We start from the raw sequence: 17,691 nt of genomic DNA on the forward strand, positions 1-17,691 counted from the left end.
CCATGTCAGACCAGAGAGCCCGAATCGCGATCATCGGTGGAGGGATGGGCGGTCTCACCGCCGCCATCGCCCTCACGCGGCTCGCCGGCGTCGAGGTCACCGTCTTCGAACAGGCCAGCGCGCTGGGGGAAGTGGGAGCCGGGGTCACCGTCGCCCCGAACGCGCAGCGCGTGCTGGACCGACTCGGAGTGCTCGAGAAGATCCGGAACGTCGGCGCTGTTCCAGACGGTCACGGCGTGTACCAGGACGCGATGGGAAATCTCGTCACGGATGCCGCCTGGGAGGACTCGAACCGCGAGTACCGCAACATCGGCATGTACCGCCCCGATCTCATCAACGCCCTTGCGAGCGAGGTCGACCCGCAGATCATCCGGCTCGGCCACCGGCTCGCCTCCGTGCAGACGCTGGATGCCGGCGTGCGTCTCACCTTCGAGAACGGCACCGTCGAGGACTTCGACGCCGTGATCGGCGCCGATGGCATCCACTCGGTGGTGCGGCGCTCGGTGATGCAGTTCCCCGAGCCCGTCTACTCGGGCTACATCGTCTACCGAGGCGTCGTCGATGCCTCGCGGCTGCCCGACGACTGGCGGATGATCAGCCAGGTGTGGATGGGCAACCGACGACACTTCATGGCCTATCCGCTGCAGCAGCGCAAACTGTTCAACTTCGTCGCCGGTGTGCCCAGCGACCGACCCCTGCAAGGACCCTGGTCGGGCCCGGCCGAGGTCGACGAGCTCGCGGCCGAATTCGCGGGCGACGACTGGGATCCGCGCCTGCATCGGTTCATCGAGTCGATCGAGAAGACCTTCTGGTGGGGTCTGTTCGACCACGAGCCGCTCACCAACTGGTCGCACGGGCCGATCACCCTGCTCGGAGACGCCGCGCACACGATGCTGCCGCATCAGGGGCAGGGCGTGAACCAGGCGATCGAGGACAGCATGGCCCTGGCGGTGTTCCTCGGCGCGGCCGAGAGCCCCGCCGACATCCCCGAGGCTTTCCGCCGTTACACCTCGGTACGCATGCAACGCACCGCGATCCTGCAGCACGGCTCACGCCGGGCGGGCGCGATGTTCGACGCCCAGTACGAGTTCGTCGACCTCGCCAAGCGCGACGCCGATCTGCGCGTCGGGCGAGATTTCCGTCGTAGCGCGGTCTTCGACTACGACGCCCTCAAAGTCGCCGAGAAGGCGCTCAGCCAGTTCAGAAAGGTGCAGTACGCATGAGTTCGATCAGCATCATCGGCAGCGGCAAGATGAGCTCGGCGATCGCCGAGGTCGCCGCCCGTGCCGGTGCCGACATCCAGATCATCCGCCGCAGCACCTCCAGCTCGTCCGGCGACCGCACCGACGCCACCTACGGCGCCCTCGGGGACGACCTCACGGGTGACCTCGTCGTGCTCGCCGTGCCATACAACGCCTACCCGAGCATTCTCGAGCACTACCGTGACCGGTTGCGCGACAAGGTGGTCATCGACATCGCCAACCCCATCGACTTCAGCACCTACGACGAGCTGAAGTCGCCGCCCGACTCGTCGACCGCGGCTGAGCTCGCCCGGCAGCTGCCCCAGGGCGCCGCGGTGGTGAAAGCCTTCAACGTGAACCTCGGCGATACGCTCACCAGCGGAACGAACGGCACGACGCCGACGACGGTGCTGTTCGCCGGCGACTACGCCGAGGCGAAGATCGCCGTCGCCGCCCTCATCGAGGGTGCGGGTATGCGCGCCGTCGATGTCGGGCCGCTCTCGCGGGCGCGGGAGCTCGAGGCGATGGGCTTTCTGCAGATCATCCTCGCCGCGCTCGGCAAGACCCGCTACGAATCCGGGTTCACGCTGCTGCCCTGAACCTGGGCCGGCGCGGCAGGACAGCACCCATGCCGCGCAGAGACCCGCCTGAGTCGTCGCGGGCTTACTAGGCTGGCCTCATCATGGACGAGTTCATCCGGGGATTCTGGACGTTCGCCGGCAGCTACTGGTGGCTGGTGTTCCCCCTCATGGGTATGGCCGGAGGTGCCGCCAAGGCCTGGGAGCGCGCGGCCAAGAACCGTCATGAGCGCCGGCTCGAACGCATCCGGGTGAAGGGTGAGATGAAGGCGGCCGAGTTCGAGGCCAAGGCACTCATGCGGGGCACCGGCGCCCACCCCCAGATCGTCGACGCGGCGGCATCCGTCGCCCCCGATGAACTGCTCACCCGGCTCATGGGCGAGCACGACGAGATCACCGCACGCTGGCTCGACTATGAACTCGACGTCGCCAAGCTCATCGCCTTCCCCGCGATGAGCGACGGTCGCCAGCCGCTCACGGCGGCGTTCCTACGGGCGAAGAAGACGGCGGATGCCCTCCGGCCGGCATCCGCCGACGCGAAGGTCTCGGAGCAGCGCATCACCGAGTACCTGGATGCCGTCGGCAACTACGCCGTCGCGTTCGAGGTCGCCGAGCGCGATGCCCGCCGCCTGCGCGACTCGACCTTCACCGAAGACGAACGCAAGCGCCTCGACCGGGCGCAGAAACTCCTGCAGGTCGCGATCGACGAGTCGGCCACGCAGGCCGAACGCCACGTCGCCTACCAGCGCGTGCGCGAAGAACTCGACGGCCTCATCCTGCTCTCCGACGAGGCAGTCGAAGTACTCGAGAAGCAGGTGGCGCGCGAGCTACCCGCCCCGGCCCCGCGGCCCGAGGCCGAGCAGTGACGGACCTGCGCGTCGGAATCGTCGGCGCCGGCGGCATCGCCCCACCGCACATCGCCGCCTGGCTGGAGATCGGCGCTGAGATCAGCATCCTCGACCGGCGCGGCGCGGCAGCCCTCGCCGCCCAGCACGGACTCACCCTCGTACCCACGCTCGACGAGCTCATCGACGCGGTCGATGTCGTCGACATCATCAGCCCGACCTCGACCCACACCGCGATCGCCCTGGCCGCGATCGCGCGCGGCCGCGATGTCGTCTGCGAGAAGCCGCTCGCGCTGACTGCCGCCGAGGCCGCAGACATCGTGCGGGCAGCATCCGAGGCGGGTGTACGCCTGTTCCCGGCCCACGTCGTCCGATATTTCGGCGACTACGCCCGCGCGAAGCAGGAAGTGGATGCCGGCGTCATCGGCGACCTCGTCGAACTGACCTTCCGCCGTACGGTCGCCGCGCCCGCGGTCGCGTGGTTCTACGACCAGGACTCCGGCGGCGGCATCATCCGCGACCTCATGATCCACGACCTCGACCAGGCGGTCTGGTTCGCCGGGCCGGTCGCCCGGGTCTCCGCCACCCAGACCCCGCCCGCCGACGGCAGCCTCGTCACCCCGCCGGTGAGCGCCGAGGTCGTGCTCGAACATGTGAGCGGCGCGGTCAGTCGTGTGCGCGCCGACTGGGCCGAGCCGGGCACCCCGTTCCACTCGCGCGCCGAGCTGTTCGGCACCCGCGGGGCGCTGCGGGTCGACAGCGCCGGCGACACGGGGGATGCCGGATACCTGCCGCCCGCATCCGACACCGACCCGTACCTCACCCAGCTCGCCGACTTCGTCGCAGCGCGCGTCGAACAGCGCGACACCCGCGTGACGCCCGCCGACGGCGTGCTCGCCGTGGCGCTGGTGGATGCCGCCTACGCGGCCCTCGCGAGCGGAGGCGCCGTGCCGGGGCCGAGCGCCCCTTCCGGTCCCTGAGCGCCCTTCGTCTCGTCGCTACGCTCCTCGCTCAGGGACCGGCGTGGGTTAGGTCCCTGAGCGAGCGCAGCGAGACGAAGGGCCCCACAAGTTGGGTCCCTGAGCCTGTCGAAGGGCCCCACACCCGCGCTGCGCCCTTCGTCTCGTCGCTGCGCTCCTCGCTCAGGGACCGGGAGTGTGAGCCCCGGGGTGGGAGCGCCCTTCGTCTCGTCGCTGCGCTCCTCGCTCAGGGACCGGGAGAGGTGAGCCGGTCCCTGAGCGCCCTTCGTCTCGTCGCTGCGCTCCTCGCTCAGGGACCGGGGTGGGTCACATCGTCAGGGCGACAGGCTCCCAGGTCGCGCCGCCGTCGCTGCTGATGACCAGGCCCCGATCATCGACGAGTGCGATCGTCCCGTCCTGGTCCACCGCGATCGCGACCGCCGACCCGGACGCCTGGCCGACCGTCGTCCACTCGGCGCCACCGGAGTGCACGATCGCGCCGGTCGCGTCGACGCCGACGAGCTCGCCCGACGGGTTCGCCGCGACGATCACCAGCAGCGGCGCACCCTCGATCGGCTCGAAGGTCATCCCGCGGTCCTCGCTGCGTACCGGCCCCTCGGCCGTCGTGGCGATGAGATCACCGGAGACGTAGACCAGGTCACGTGCCTCCAGGGTGGCGCCGCGCTCCCAGGTCTGACCCAGATCGACACTCGTCAGCACCGTGGTGTCGCCCGAGGGCAACCCGGCGATCACCGACCGATCGGCCGCCGCGGTCAGGGCATGGAAGTCGACCTCGCCGCTGAGCGCGACCGACTCCCATCCCCCGCCGTCCGACGAGATCAGTCCCAGGTTCGGCCCGACGAATACCTCGTCGGTGTGGGCACCGGGATGCCCAGAGGCCAGCGTTCCGGCATCCGTCGCCGCCATGCCCATCGCGTCGAACGCGGTGTCGCCGACGAGCTCGAGCTGCCCGTCTGCCGGGACGACCGAGTACACCCCCTGGTGACTGGCGATGAGCACCGTCTCACCGCGGAACGCGATCTCGTGCACATGCTCGAGGGCGTCCAGGGGAGAGGCCTCCGTCTCGGGCGGGGCCGACGGCGCCGGGGCGCCCTGCGCGGTGCATCCGGTGAGCACGGCAGCCAGCGCGAGCCCGGCGAGGGCGATGCGGATCGTTCGTGTCGTGCGCGGCATCATCGGGCGAGCAGCTCCTGCATCTCTTCGATCTCCGTGCTCTGGGCCTCGATGATCGCGCTGGCGAGCTCGAGGGCATCCGGGTTCTCCCCGCCCTCCAACTCGTCCTCGGCCATCTCGATCGCCCCTTCGTGATGCACGATCATCTGCTCGAGGAACAACCGCGATGCCTCGGCACCGTCGGCCTGCTCGAGGGCGTCCATGTCGCCTTCGCCCATCATGCCGCCGTGATCCATGGAGCTCGGCATCTCGTCGACGCCCCAGTCGTCGAGCCACTGCTGCATCAGCTCGATCTCGGGCCCCTGGGCAGCCTTGATCCGCTGCGCGAGATCGGCGACATCCGGGTCGATGCCCTCTTTCGCGAGCACCATGTCTGACATCTCGATCGCCTGCTCGTGATGCGGGATCATCATCGCGGCGAACATGACGTCCGCCTGGTTGGCCTGCACGCTCTCACTCTCGGATGCGCCCATTCCGGGCATGTCCTCGTGGCTGGTGGTCGGGCCGGAGCATCCGGCCAGCACGAGAGCGGCAGCGACGGCCAGTGCGGCACCGGCCGCGGTTCGCTTCAACATTGTGTTCTCCTTCAGTCGTAGGGCGCGCCGGCGGGCGCGGGCGCGCGAATGCGTCGGCACCGACGCGAGCGCATCGGATGCCAGAGCACCCGTCATCTACGACTGATACAGAGGGTGAGAAGTGAGGGCGGTGCGGGGCGCGCGAGCGCCGGCCAGATGCGCGGGCGCGTGGCGAGCAGCGCCTGCAGCCGGCCCCACACAGAGGGGCGGAGCAGCAGCAGGACGACGCTGAGCAGCGCCAGAACGCAGGCCGCGAGGGCGTCGTGCGCGGGTTCGCAGTCGGCACAGGTCCAGACAGCGGATGCCGGATGCGCCGGGTGCGCGGTGGTGTCGTGCGTGGCCGCGCCGGCGGCCGCCGCGTGGTGGTCGGATGCCGGAGTGGCGACGGCGTGGTGGGCAGAGGCCGACCCGCCGGGGGCGGCGAGCGCGTGCAGGCCGAGGGCGTGCATGCCCAGCAGCCCGGCGAGCAGGCCGAGCACGACAAGCAGCACGACACGTCGTCGAGTCACCGCCTGCGGCATCCGCTCCTCCAATACCCCGTAGGGGTACAGTCTAGTCGCTAAGCCTGGGGTCCTGAGCGCCGAGCCGGGTCCTGAGGGCCCTTCGTCTCGCTTCGCTCGCTCAGGGACCCGCGCGCCGAGCTGGGTCCTGAGCGAGGAGCGCAGCGACGAGACGAAGGGCGCGCCCGTCAACCGGAACTCGCCCTTCGTCTCGCTGCGCTCGCTCAGGGACCGGGAGCGGGTCAGTCCTGGATGCCCTCGAACGCGTCAGGGTTCTCGGCGATCCAGGCATCCACTGCCTCGGCTTCCTTGCCCTCGCCGTACTCGTTGACGACGAGGTCTTCGAGCTGGCCGTACTGGGCGTCGTCGAGCTTGATGTTCGCGATCAGCTCGGCAGCCTCGGGGAACTCCTCGGTGAAGCCCTTGTGGCCCAGGAAGTGCAGCGCCTCGGGCTTGCCCATGGCGCCCTTCGGGTCTTCAAGATCCTTCACCGGGAAGGCCTCGTTGGCCCAGAACGGACGCCACAGTGTGACGACGATGTCCTCCTGGTTGTCGGTCGCCTCCTTGAGCTCGGTGAGCATCGCGGCGGTCGACGAGGTGACGAGCTCATACTCGCCCTCCAGGCCGTACGCGGGGATCATCGACTCCTGCGTCTGCTTGGTGAGCCCGGCGCCGGGCTCGATGCCGATGATCTTGCCGTCGAACATGTCGGCGTTGCCGGCCAGCTGGTCGAGGGAGTCGATGTCGGTGTACTCGGGCACCGCGATGGTCAGCTTGGCGTTCTCGTAGTACGCGCCGAGATCTTCGATGTCGTCGCCGTACTCTTCCATGTACGAGGCGTGGGTGAGCTCGGGCCAGGCCGACGGGTAGATGTCGACATCGCCCTGCGCGAGACCGGTGTACAGCGGCCCCGCCTCGGTGAGGGTCTTCATCTCGACGGTGTAGCCGAGCTTTTCCAGCTGGTCCTCAAGCAGGTACGCGGTGCTCAGGCCGTCCGTCCAGCTGGGCAGGAAGCCCAGGGTGATGGTGCCCTTGTCGCCCGCGCCGGTCTCGCCCGACGTGGTGCCTCCGGTGCCACCGGTGCCACCGGTGCCGTCGCTGCTGCAGCCGGCAAGGACCAGCGTGGCGGCGGCGCCGAGCGCCGCGATTGCCGTGATCTTGCGGTTCATCTTCATGCTGTGTGTCTCTTTCTCTTGCGTTCCGTATGTGTGATTTCAGGATTCTTCAGGGGGAGGCGTGGCGCGCCCCGGCGCTGACCAGCTGGTCGGCCTGTGCGGTCGCCTCGGCTGCGGCATCCGCCTCTGCCTCCGCGATCTCGCGGCGGCGCCGCGTCCGCCGCCGGGAGAGGATGCCGAGCAGCGACGAGCCGTGCGAGCCCGGCGCACCCAGCGCCGCGGTGACCCGGTCGAGGAACACGGCGATGAGCACGACGGCGAGACCTGCCTCGACGCCGGCCGCCGTGTTGAGCGTCGAGATCGCCCCGACGACGAGCTTGCCCAGGCCGTCGGCGCCGGCCATACCGGCGATGACCGCCATCGACAGCGCGAGCATGATGACCTGGTTGACGCCGGCCATGATCGTCGGCATCGCCAGGGGCAGCTGGATGCCGCGCAGGATCTGTCCCGGCGTCGCGCCGAACGCCTGCCCTGCCTCGACCGTCTCGGCGTCGACGCCGCGGATGCCGAGCTCGGTGAGGCGCACGCCGGGCGGCAGCGAGAAGATGACCGTGGCCACCAGGCCCGGCACCACACCGATGCTGAAGAACACGATCGCGGGGATCAGGTAGACCATGGCGGGCATGGTCTGCATGAAGTCGAGGATCGGCTTCATCACCGCGCGGACGGTCGCGTTGCGCGCCGACCAGATGCCCAGCGGGATCGCGATCGCCAGGGCGATCAACGCCGCGACGAGCACAAGTGCGAGGGTCTGCATCGCCGGCACCCACAGGCCCATGCCCACGATGACGAGGAACGAGATCGCGGTGCCCAGCGCGAGCTTCCACGAGGTCACCAGCCACGCGATGAGCGCGGCGATGAGGATGACCACGATGAAGTGCGGGGTGAGCAGCATCCTCGTGAGACCGTCGACGAGGAAGCTGACGACGAGACTGATGCCGTCGAGCAGCCACTCGAGGTTGTCCTTGACCCAGTCGATCGCGTTCGCGACCCAGGTGCCGATCGGCAGGTGGAAGCCGTCCATCAGCGCACCTCCTCTTCCTTCTGGGTCCCTGAGTCATGCTGGGTCCCTGAGCTTGTCGAAGGGGCACTCCAGTCGCCGTCCAGCGCCGCGTCGATCTCGGCCTGCGGCATCGGATCCAGCGGCAGCATGAGCTCCTCCGTCGCGCCGGGCCCGGGGCCGAGCGCGGCGAGCAGGGTGACACGGGGGATGACGCCGGCGAGGCGCCCTTCGGCATCCGTCACCGCGAGCGGCAGCGGCGACTCGACGGCGGGGATGAACAGGTTCATCAGCACCTCGTTCTCGTCGACGCTCTGCGGCACCGGCTTGAGGATCGACGCCAGGTCGGTCTGCCCCTTGCGCAGCAGCTTGACGGCATCGCGGTCGGTGACGATACCGACCAGCTTGCGGTCACGGTCGGTGACGTAGGTCGCCGACATGTAGGCGTCACGCATCTGTCGCAGCGCCGTGCGCGGACCGGCGTTCACGCCGACGACCGGGCGGGCGCGCTCCATGACGTTGGCGGCCGTGAGCACGCGCGCACGATCGACGTCCTGCACGAACTGCTCGACGTAGTCATTGGCCGGGTCGGTGAGGATGTCCTCCGGCGTGCCGATCTGCACGATGCGACCGTCGCGCATCACGGCGATGCGGTCACCGAGGAACATCGCCTCGTTGAGGTCATGCGTGATGAAGACGATCGTCTTGTGCAGCTTCTGCTGCAGCTCGAGCAGCTGCTCCTGCATTTCGCGGCGGATCAGCGGATCGAGCGCACTGAACGCCTCGTCCATGAGGAGGATGTCGGTGTCGGCGGCGAGCGCACGGGCGATGCCCACGCGCTGCTGCATGCCACCCGACAGTTCGCTCGGGAGCTTCTCGCCCTGACCGTGCAGACCCACCAGGGACAGGATCTCCTCGGCCTTGGCCAGGCGCTCGGCCTTGCCGACGCCACGCAGTTCGAGCGGATAGGCGACGTTCGCGGCCACGGTGCGGTGCGGCAGCAGCGCGAAGTGCTGGAACACCATCGAGACGTGGTCGCGGCGCAGCTCACGCAGGCGGCCGCTCGGGATGCCGGTGATCGGGTCGCCGGCGACGGTGATGGTGCCATCGGTCGCATCGTGCAGACCGTTGAGCATGCGGATGATGGTGGACTTGCCAGAGCCGGACAGCCCCATGATCACGAAGATCTCACCGCGGTTCACGGTGAAGCTTGCGTCGATCACGGCGGCGGTCCCGGCATCCTGCACATCGGCGCGGGTCTCCCCGGCCTTGAGCCGCTTGACCGCCTGCTGCGGACTACGGCCGAACACCTTGTACAGATGGCGCGCTTCAAGAGCGATGTCGGACACTGTTCCCCCGGTGGCTCCCCGACTTTTTCGGGTCTCGGAGAGCCCACTTCGGTTACGCCCGGGTGATGATCACATGGCCGCGTCGACGACGCCGTGCAGGCGGCTCAGGCAACGGATATCGGACCCGTGCAGGAGATCACCGACCGTACGGCCGCATCCCTCTGATGCACAGCTGGGAACACGGTCGCGGACTGGTCTCGGGCCGTCAGGCCCTCTTTCCAACGTAACGATGGGCCGGTGAGGTGGCAAATCGCGTTATCCAAACGAGACATGCCTGACGGATTGCGCAGCACTCGCCGACCCGCTCAGGCGCGTCGCACACTCCGGGTGACGGTGAACTTCGGGGTGCGGGCGACCTGCTCGGTCTCGCCCACCGCCCGGCTGAGGGCGCGGCGATGATCGAGGTGCGAATTGAAGACGGTCCACACCTCACCGCCAGGGCGGAGCAGGCGTGCCGCGGCGTCGATGAGTCGGCGTCCGGCGCCCTCGTGCACGCTGGCGCCGAGGTGGAACGGCGGGTTCAGCAGCACGAGGTCGGCGCTGGCATCCGGCAGCTCGGAACCGGCGTCGTCGAGCGTGACGCGCACGCGGTCGGCGAGGCCGTTGGCCTGCATCGTGGCGGCGGAGGAGCGCACAGCCGACGCCGAGCGGTCGGTGGCGATGATCGTCGCGTCGGGGTTGTGCAGCGCGAACGTCGCCGCCAGGGCGCCGGTTCCGCAGCCGAGGTCGATGACGGTCGGGGCCTGCGCCCGCCCCGCGGTGAGCGTGGGAAGCTGGTCGAGCAACACCCGGGTGCCGATGTCGAGGCCGGCGCCGGCGAACGCCCCGCCGTAGGCGCAGAGCACCAGCCCGTCATGGGTCCGTGAGACGGGAAAGGGTGGGTTCTGGGGCACCGGCAGCGGCTCGGATGCCACGATCAAGCGCGACTTGCGCTCGGCCCGCTGCGGCTGCACCCGGCCGAACGACCGAGCCAGCACCTCGTTCTGAGTGAGGGTCATGTGCTTCACCCGCCCGCCGGCGACGAGTTCGACATCAGCTGCCGCCCAGCGAGCGACCGCATCGGCGATCTCCTCCAGCTCGGCGAGCGCCTTGGGTAGTTGCAGCAGCACGAGGCGCGCATCGGTGAGCAGTGCCGCGTCGAGTTCGTGCGACGCGAAACCGTCGAGGCCAAGGGCGTCTGCGTTCCTGGCGAGGGCGCGGCGCCCGGTGACGAGGTCTTGATGCACGCGGATGCCGGTGAGCCCGGCATCCGTCAGCGCGAGCGTGATCGCGCCGTACTCGTCACCGATCACGGCGATCTGCTCGCCGGGCACGCCTGCGGCGAGCGCACGCGCGACGAGAAGCTCATCGGTGGCATCCCACGCCTGCAGGTTCGGCGCCTCCACGTCGGGAAAGCGCCGCAGGCGGGAGAAGTCGAACGACGGCATCCGCCCAGCGTACCGAGCCGATCGGCAGCACCCCTTGACGCAGGCTGTACAAGTGTTTAGCCTGCTGTACATGCGTTCAGCATCGGAAGATCTCACCGCCCGCGCCCGCATCCGTGACGCGGCGATCCGCGCGTTTGCACGCGACGGGTTCGAAGCGGCCAGCCTGCGCAGCATCGCGAAGGATGCCGGGGTCAGCCCGGCGCTGATCGTGCATCACTTCGGCGACAAGAACGCCCTGCGAGCGGCGTGCGACGACTACGTCGTCGCGTTCTTCCTCGACGACAAGCACGATCTCATCGATAGCCCCACCCCCGATCGCATCCGCGCGGCCGTCGCCGACACCCAGCGCTACGGGCCGTTCGTCGACTACCTCAGCCGCATGCTCGGCGACAGCAACCCCGCCGCCGACCACCTCTTCGACGAACTCGTCGCCCTCACCCGCAAGGTGCTCGATGAACAGCGCGCGGCGGGCCTGCTCGTCGAGATGAGCGACCCCGAGATGACCACGCTGCTGGTCGCGCTGATCGGGCTGGCCCCGGTGATGATGCGCACGCAGATCGCTCGGTTCCTCGGCGCCGATCAACTGAGCCCCGAGGGGCTGCTGCGCACGACCGTGCCGACACTCGAACTACTCACCCACGGCATCTACGCGAACTCGGCCTTCCTCGACGGCGCCCGCCAGGCCGTCGCCGCAGATCGGCCATCCGTCACCGAAGGAGAAGCGTCATGACCGCCGCCATCCAGACCCGCGACCTGCACAAGCGCTACGGACACCACGTGGCACTGCATGGCCTCGACCTCACCGTGAGACCCGGAACCGTGTTCGGCCTCATCGGCCCCAACGGCGCCGGCAAGACCACCACGCTGCGCACCCTCGTCGACATCATCCGCCCTACGGCGGGAACGGTGAGCGTGCTCGGCGAAGACCCGCGGCGCGGTGGGGCAGCGCTGCGCCGCCGCATCGGCTTCGTGCCTGGCGAACTGCGCCTCGACGGTCGCGCCACCGGGCACCGCCTTCTGTCGTTCTATGCCGAGGTCTCGGGCCCGGTCGACAGGGGCATGGTCGGCGACCTCGCCGATCGCCTCGGAGTCGACCTGAATCGCCCGGTGCGTAGCCTGTCGAAGGGCAACAAGCAGAAGATCGGACTCATCCAGGCGTTCATGCATCGCCCCGAACTGCTCATTCTCGACGAGCCGACGAGCGGTCTCGATCCGCTCGTGCAGCGCGAGTTCCTGCAGATGCTCCGCGAGGCGAGGGATGCCGGGCAGACCGTGCTGCTGTCCTCGCACGTGCTCAGCGAGATCCAGCAGGCGGCCGACGAGGTGGCCGTGCTCGCCGACGGGCGCGTGGTCGCCGACGGCGATGTCGCCTCGCTGCGCCTGGGCGCCGTGCGACGGGTGCGGGCGACGCTGACCGGCGCCGATGCGGCATCCGTCCTCTCGCGCTTCACGCAGATTCCCGGAATGACCGAGACGAATGCCGCCGAGCGCGGCGACGCCGTGCTGCTCACCGGCACCATCGAGGGCGCGATCGATCCGCTCGTGAAGGCACTCGCACAGTACGACGTGCATGACCTGACGATGGAGGAGCCCGACCTCGAAGAGAGCGTGTTGCGGCTGTACGGCGACCCCACCTCGTCGAAACCCCCACGTGTCGCCGACACCCCGGGCTCTGGGCGTCGACAGCACGGGGTCTCGGCGAAAAGACGGGGTCTCGGCGAGGGCGAGCGCGAGCGCAAGGGAGGTGCGCGATGAACGGCATCCTTCCCGTGTTCCGGCGCAGCCTGCGTGAATCGTGGCGCAGCCTGCTGGGGTGGAGCGTCGGCATCGCCGCCGTGCTCTTCCTCTACCTGCCCCTGTACCCCAGCTTCGGCGCGGGCGGGCAACTCGAAGACATCATCGCCTCGATGCCCAAAGAGCTCGTGCAGACCCTCGGCTACGACCAGATCGCGACCGGTGCCGGTTATGCGCAGAGCACCTTCTACGGCCTCATGGGCTTCTTGCTGCTGACCATCGCCGCGGTGCTGTGGGGATCGGCGGCGATCGCCGGGGCCGAGGAGTCGGGCCGTCTCGAACTCGACCTCGCCCACGGCATCGGTCGCGCGCAGTATGCGCTCGAGTCGGCGCTGTCAGTGCTCGTGCGACTGCTGTGGCTGGGCGCCTTCGCCGGGGTCATCGTCTGGGGGCTCAATGAGCCGTCGGAACTGGGCATCGATCCGCCGCGCATCATCGGTGCATCGCTCGCTCTCGTGGGCGTGAGCTATCTCAGCGCCGCCGCGGGCCTCCTCGTCGGCGCGCTCACCGGACGCACCGCCTACGCCACGGGCGCCGCCGCGGGGATCGCCGTGCTCGGTTACGTGTTCCAGGCGGTAGCGAAGCAGTCGAGCGACCTGGAGTGGCTCAACGCCCTCTCGCCGTACGCGTGGGTGTACCACCAGCCACCGCTGCTCGACGGAGCGGATGCCGGGGGCCTCGCGCTCACCTGGGGCATCGCCCTCGTGCTCGTGCTGGGCGCTGCCGTCGCACTTCGTCGGAGGGACATCACCGGCTGACGCCCCGCAGGGCTAGGATGTTAGCGCAACCATCCTCGCGCAACGGAGCGCCACAGTGCGTCCGGAAAGGCCTTCAGCGATGAGCGCCACCCTCACCATCACCCAGACGATCCTGCCCTCAGCCCCCGTCGGCGAGGTCAACCCGCTACCGCCGGTGGCGGGGATGCCCGAGGCTCCGTACGAGGCGGCGCTCGACGTGCTCCCCGAGCACATCGCGGCGAACATCCGGTACGGGCAGGTCGACACGATGCATCCGTATCTGCTGCAGGATCAATACGGCCGTGAGCGCCAGGATGCCCCCATGCGCCTGGCCGTGCTCGAGAACGAGCACCTGCGGGCCGAGTTCGCCCTCGACCTCGGCGGCCGCCTCGTGCGCCTGCTCGACCGCACCACTGGGCGCGATCTGGTGTACCGCAACGCGATCTTCCAGCCTGCGAACCTCGCCCTGCGCAACGCCTGGTTCTCGGGCGGCGTCGAGTGGAACATCGGCACGCGCGGCCACTGGCCGCTCACCTGCGACCCGCTGTACGCCGCCGAGGTCACCGGACCCGACGGTGAGCCGGTACTGCGCATGTGGGAGTACGAGCGCACCCGCGGCCTGATCGTGCAGCTCGATGCCACGCTCGACACGCATGCGCCCGCCCTGCACGTGCAGGTCACCGTGCACAATCCGCATCCGACCGAGACCGGCATGTACTGGTGGACCAACATCGCCGTCACGCAGCACGAAGACAGCCGCGTCTACGCCCCGGCCACGCACGCCTACGTCACCGCCTATGACGGCTCGCTCAACCGCGTCGACCTCACCGCCGACGACAGCAGCCGCCCGGCATCCGCCCCTGCCGCCGCCGACTACTTCTACGACGTGATCGGGGCCGCCGACGGGGCGAACCGCGAGGTGCGCCCCTGGATCGCCGCGCTGGACGCCGCCGGCGGCGGCCTGGCACATGTGTCGACCGCGCCACTGGTCGGGCGCAAGCTCTTCGTCTGGGGCGACACCCCCGGCGGCCGGCACTGGTGCGACTGGCTCGGCGGCGAGACCGGCGCCTACTTCGAGATCCAGGCGGGATTGGCGACCACTCAGTACGAGAATCTGCCGATGCCCGGCCGGGCCACCTGGCGCTGGCACGAGACCTTCCTCGCCGTGCAGGTCGATGACGCACGCCGCGACGAGGAGTGGGAAGAGGCGGTGGATGCTGTGGGCACGGCCGTCATCGCCGCATCCGAGGCACTGGGCACCGAGGCCACCGCGCGACTGGAGGCCGTCGCCGACCAGGCGCCCGGGCGGATGCTGTCGATCGGCTCGCCCTGGGGCGCACTCGAGGAGGCGATCTCGGAGCGGTTCGGTGCGGAGTTCATCGGTCTTCCCGGCGCCCCGTTCCAGGCGCACGCCCCCGGCGCCGGCGACTACTGGACCACGCTGCTCGCGGGCGAGGATGCCGAGGCCCACGAGGCCGCGCCGCACCAGTCTCCGCTGTCGTATGTCGATGGGCCCTTGTGGGAGCGACTGCTGGCCGCGGCACCGGCGAGCTGGCTGACGCACTACCACCGGGGCGTGATCGCGCACGCGGCCGGGGAGACCGCGCGGGCGGTGTCGCACTACGAGGCGTCGCTGCGTCAACGCCGCACCGCATGGGCGCTGCGCGGGCTGGGGCTGGCCGTGGGTTCGGCGGATGCCGATGCGGGCATCGCCCACCTCACGGATGCTCATGCGCTGGCGCCGGACAGCATCCCGCTCGCCCTGGAACTCGGTGACGCACTCCTCGCCGCAGGGCGCGCCGACGAGGCGAGGTACCTGATCGCTGCACTGCCGGAGAGCACTCGGGAGCTCGGACGCTTCCGCGTGCTGGCGATCAAGGCCGCACTCGCCGATGGCGATCGCGAGGCCGCAGGTGTGCTGCTCGAGCAGCGCTTCGACGTGCCCGATCTGCGTGAGGGCGAGCTGAGCATGTCGGACCTGTGGCAGCAGGCGTTCCCCGATCGCCCGGTGCCTGCCTGGTACGACTTCTCGATGAAGGTCGAAGACTAGGCCTCTGCGAATGAGGTGACCTTGGGTCGCTGACCCACCTCGTTCTGGCCCGATTCACTGGTCCCCCTGGGCCGCCCCGAGCGGGAGCCGTGGGGTCCTGGGGATGAGATCGAACGGATGCGGCGTGTCAGGGCGGTTTCGGGGCGCGACACGCCGTGCGGACTTCCGTTGATCTCCAGGACCCGACAGGCGGGGCCCCTCGACACGCTCGGGGCCCAGGAAAGGGTCTTGACGCACGCGCGCTTACATGGTTACTTAGTCGAGTAACTAACCGACCAACCGGAGGTGCACGTGATCGACGAAGGCCGACCGCTGTTCCTGCAGATCGCGGAATCGATTGAGGATGCCATCCTCGGCGGTTCCCTGCGCGAAGAGGAGCAGGCTCCGTCGACCAACGAGCTCGCCGCGTTCCACCGGATCAATCCGGCCACCGCCGCCAAGGGAGTTGCCATGCTCACCGACAAGGGCATCCTCGTGAAGCGCCGCGGCATCGGTATGTTCGTCGCGCCTGGCGCGCGCGGCATCCTGCTCGCCGAACGCCGCACCGCCTTCGCTGACCGTTACATCGACCCGCTTCTGGCCGAGGCGCGCGCTCTCGGCCTGACGCCCTCTGACCTCACCGCCCTGCTGCGCGAACGCGCGGCATCCACCGAAGGGAGCCCCGCATGACCGCCGTCATCGAGGTACGCAACCTCACCAAGCGCTACAAGGACACGCTCGCCCTCGATGACGTGTCGCTGCGGATCGAGAAGAACACGATCTACGGCCTGCTCGGCCGCAACGGGGCCGGCAAGACGACGCTGATGTCGATCCTCACCGCGCAGAACTTCGCCACCTCCGGCGAGGTGCGGGTGTTCGGAGAGCATCCCTACGAGAACGCGCGCGTCCTCAGCCGCATCTGCTTTGTGCGCGAGGGGCAGAAGTACCCGGACGACGCAACAGCCAAGCATGCGTTCGGTGCCGCGCGCCTCTTCTTCCCGAATTGGGACCAGGCCCTCGCAGACCGGCTCGTCGAGGAGTTCGGGCTGCCGATGAAGACAAAGATCAAGAAGCTCTCGCGCGGACAGCTCTCGGCGGTGGGCGTCATCATCGGGCTCGCCGCACGCGCCGAGATCACCTTCTTCGACGAGCCCTATCTGGGCCTGGATGCTGTCGCACGCCAGATCTTCTACGACCGGCTGCTTGAGGACTACGCCGAGCATCCGCGCACGATCATCCTCTCGTCACACCTCATCGACGAGGTCGCGAACCTCATCGAGAAGGTCATCGTGATCGACAAGGGACGCATCCTGCTCGATGAAGACACCGAAGAGGTGCGCGGGCGCGCGTCGACCGTGGTCGGCGACGCAGCTCGGGTGGATGCCTGGGCCGCCGGCCGCGAGATCCTGCACCGCGAGTCGCTGGGACGCGTGGCATCCGTCACGGTTCTCGGAGCCCTCACCCCGATCGACCGCGCCGCCATCGTCGAGGCCGATCTCGACCTCGCACCCGTATCGCTGCAACAGCTCATCGTGCGGTTGACACAGCACGCATCCGCCTCTGCAGCCGTCGTCACCAACCAGGAGGTCCACTGATGTCTCGTGTCTTGAACGTCGTCCGCCTGCAACTGATCAACCGACAGACGTTCCTCTGGGTGCCGCTGATCATCCTCGGCAGCGTGCTGGTCGCGTCAATCCTCATCTACGCGATGATCCCCACCCCTGGGCCCAAGTACGGCGGCGGCGGCCAGGCACCACTGTGGTACTTCTTCGGCATCGGGCTGACCGCTCTGACCCTGACCTTCCCGTTCTCGCAGGCGATGAGCATCACGCGACGGGAGTTCTTCCTCGGCAGCATGATCGCCGCGGCGGCCGGCGCCGCGGTCATGGCGCTCGTGTTCGTGTTGGGCGGTCTGCTTGAGCTCGCGACCGGCGGCTGGGGCCTGAACGGCTACATGTTCTACCTGCCCTGGATGTGGGAGGCAGGTCCCCTCGCCGCCTTCGTGGTGTACTTCACGCTCGCGATGTTCTTCTTCGTGATCGGGTTCCTCGGCGCGACGGTGTACAAGCGCTGGGGTGCGACCGTCACCACCGTGTGGAGCGTCGGCGCCGGTGTGCTGCTGGTGGGGGCGGCGTTCGTCATCACCAGGTTCGCGCTATGGGAGGCCGTCGGTGAGGCAGTCATGACCCTCGGCGCACTCGGACTGGCAGCCTGGGGCCTCGTGCTCGTGGCTCTCCTGAGCGTGGTCGCCTTCCTCGCCCTGCGGCGGGCGACGCCGTAGGCGCGCT

The 17,691-nt window shown here is 69.1% G+C and carries 18 protein-coding genes; 11 read left to right on the top strand and 7 right to left on the bottom strand.

Annotated elements, in window-relative coordinates; translation table 11 throughout:
- Window positions 1–2: 2 nt before the first annotated feature.
- The 4 genes from WDU93_RS11960 (at window position 3) to WDU93_RS11975 (ending at window position 3,644) form a co-directional block, all read left to right on the top strand.
- Window positions 3–1,223, top strand: a complete 1,221-nt coding sequence (locus WDU93_RS11960) for an FAD-dependent monooxygenase (RefSeq protein ID WP_337320904.1) — start codon at window positions 3–5, stop codon at window positions 1,221–1,223.
- On the top strand, window positions 1,220–1,840 hold the full coding sequence (locus tag WDU93_RS11965; protein ID WP_337320906.1) for an NADPH-dependent F420 reductase: 621 nt from the start codon (window positions 1,220–1,222) through the stop codon (window positions 1,838–1,840). Before WDU93_RS11960 ends, WDU93_RS11965 begins: the two co-directional genes overlap by 4 nt.
- An 83-nt stretch (window positions 1,841–1,923) precedes the next feature.
- Complete coding sequence (locus WDU93_RS11970) at window positions 1,924–2,685, top strand: hypothetical protein (RefSeq protein WP_337320908.1); 762 nt, start codon at window positions 1,924–1,926, stop codon at window positions 2,683–2,685.
- Window positions 2,682–3,644, top strand: coding sequence for a Gfo/Idh/MocA family protein (locus WDU93_RS11975; protein WP_337320910.1), 963 nt, complete (start codon window positions 2,682–2,684; stop codon window positions 3,642–3,644). Before WDU93_RS11970 ends, WDU93_RS11975 begins: the two co-directional genes overlap by 4 nt.
- A gap of 306 nt (window positions 3,645–3,950) precedes the next feature.
- Here the strand turns inward: WDU93_RS11975 and WDU93_RS11980 are convergent, their stop codons facing one another.
- From WDU93_RS11980 to WDU93_RS12010, 7 genes are all read right to left on the bottom strand, one after another.
- Window positions 3,951–4,820 (bottom strand): WD40/YVTN/BNR-like repeat-containing protein, encoded by an 870-nt coding sequence (locus WDU93_RS11980; RefSeq protein WP_337320913.1) that lies wholly within the window; start codon window positions 4,818–4,820, stop codon window positions 3,951–3,953.
- Entirely contained in the window at window positions 4,817–5,392 is a 576-nt protein-coding gene (locus WDU93_RS11985) for a DUF305 domain-containing protein (protein ID WP_337320915.1), read from the bottom strand. Before WDU93_RS11985 ends, WDU93_RS11980 begins: the two co-directional genes overlap by 4 nt.
- Window positions 5,393–5,484: 92 nt before the next feature.
- On the bottom strand, window positions 5,485–5,913 hold the full coding sequence (locus WDU93_RS11990) for a DUF6153 family protein (RefSeq protein WP_337320917.1): 429 nt from the start codon (window positions 5,911–5,913) through the stop codon (window positions 5,485–5,487).
- A 221-nt stretch (window positions 5,914–6,134) separates the two neighbouring features.
- Window positions 6,135–7,061, bottom strand: a complete 927-nt coding sequence (locus WDU93_RS11995; RefSeq protein WP_337321061.1) for a glycine betaine ABC transporter substrate-binding protein — start codon at window positions 7,059–7,061, stop codon at window positions 6,135–6,137.
- A 55-nt stretch (window positions 7,062–7,116) separates the two neighbouring features.
- Window positions 7,117–8,091, bottom strand: a complete 975-nt coding sequence (locus tag WDU93_RS12000) for an ABC transporter permease (RefSeq protein ID WP_337320919.1) — start codon at window positions 8,089–8,091, stop codon at window positions 7,117–7,119.
- Window positions 8,091–9,416: a quaternary amine ABC transporter ATP-binding protein gene (locus WDU93_RS12005; protein WP_337320921.1), complete on the bottom strand. Its 1,326-nt coding sequence runs from the start codon at window positions 9,414–9,416 to the stop codon at window positions 8,091–8,093. Before WDU93_RS12005 ends, WDU93_RS12000 begins: the two co-directional genes overlap by 1 nt.
- A 305-nt stretch (window positions 9,417–9,721) precedes the next feature.
- Window positions 9,722–10,843: a class I SAM-dependent methyltransferase gene (locus WDU93_RS12010; RefSeq protein ID WP_337320924.1), complete on the bottom strand. Its 1,122-nt coding sequence runs from the start codon at window positions 10,841–10,843 to the stop codon at window positions 9,722–9,724.
- A 70-nt stretch (window positions 10,844–10,913) separates the two neighbouring features.
- Between WDU93_RS12010 and WDU93_RS12015 the strand changes: the two genes are divergently transcribed.
- The 7 genes from WDU93_RS12015 to WDU93_RS12045 all read left to right on the top strand — a co-directional run bounded on the left by WDU93_RS12015 (window position 10,914) and on the right by WDU93_RS12045 (window position 17,684).
- Complete coding sequence (locus WDU93_RS12015; protein WP_337320926.1) at window positions 10,914–11,573, top strand: TetR/AcrR family transcriptional regulator; 660 nt, start codon at window positions 10,914–10,916, stop codon at window positions 11,571–11,573.
- Entirely contained in the window at window positions 11,570–12,598 is a 1,029-nt protein-coding gene (locus WDU93_RS12020) for an ABC transporter ATP-binding protein (protein ID WP_337320928.1), read from the top strand. Before WDU93_RS12015 ends, WDU93_RS12020 begins: the two co-directional genes overlap by 4 nt.
- Complete coding sequence (locus WDU93_RS12025) at window positions 12,595–13,395, top strand: ABC transporter permease subunit (RefSeq protein WP_337320931.1); 801 nt, start codon at window positions 12,595–12,597, stop codon at window positions 13,393–13,395. Before WDU93_RS12020 ends, WDU93_RS12025 begins: the two co-directional genes overlap by 4 nt.
- A gap of 79 nt (window positions 13,396–13,474) precedes the next feature.
- Window positions 13,475–15,424: a DUF5107 domain-containing protein gene (locus tag WDU93_RS12030; protein ID WP_337320934.1), complete on the top strand. Its 1,950-nt coding sequence runs from the start codon at window positions 13,475–13,477 to the stop codon at window positions 15,422–15,424.
- A gap of 291 nt (window positions 15,425–15,715) precedes the next feature.
- A complete protein-coding gene (locus tag WDU93_RS12035; protein ID WP_337320936.1) occupies window positions 15,716–16,093 on the top strand; it encodes a GntR family transcriptional regulator in 378 nt (125 codons plus the stop codon).
- Entirely contained in the window at window positions 16,090–16,998 is a 909-nt protein-coding gene (locus tag WDU93_RS12040; RefSeq protein WP_337320938.1) for an ABC transporter ATP-binding protein, read from the top strand. The genes WDU93_RS12035 and WDU93_RS12040 overlap by 4 nt, the downstream gene beginning before the upstream one ends.
- Window positions 16,998–17,684, top strand: a complete 687-nt coding sequence (locus WDU93_RS12045; RefSeq protein ID WP_337320940.1) for a hypothetical protein — start codon at window positions 16,998–17,000, stop codon at window positions 17,682–17,684. Before WDU93_RS12040 ends, WDU93_RS12045 begins: the two co-directional genes overlap by 1 nt.
- The last annotated feature ends 7 nt before the right edge of the window (window positions 17,685–17,691 follow it).

The sequence above is a fragment of the Microbacterium istanbulense genome (assembly GCF_037204145.1).
In the GTDB taxonomy this organism is placed as follows: Bacteria; Actinomycetota; Actinomycetes; order Actinomycetales; family Microbacteriaceae; genus Microbacterium; species Microbacterium istanbulense.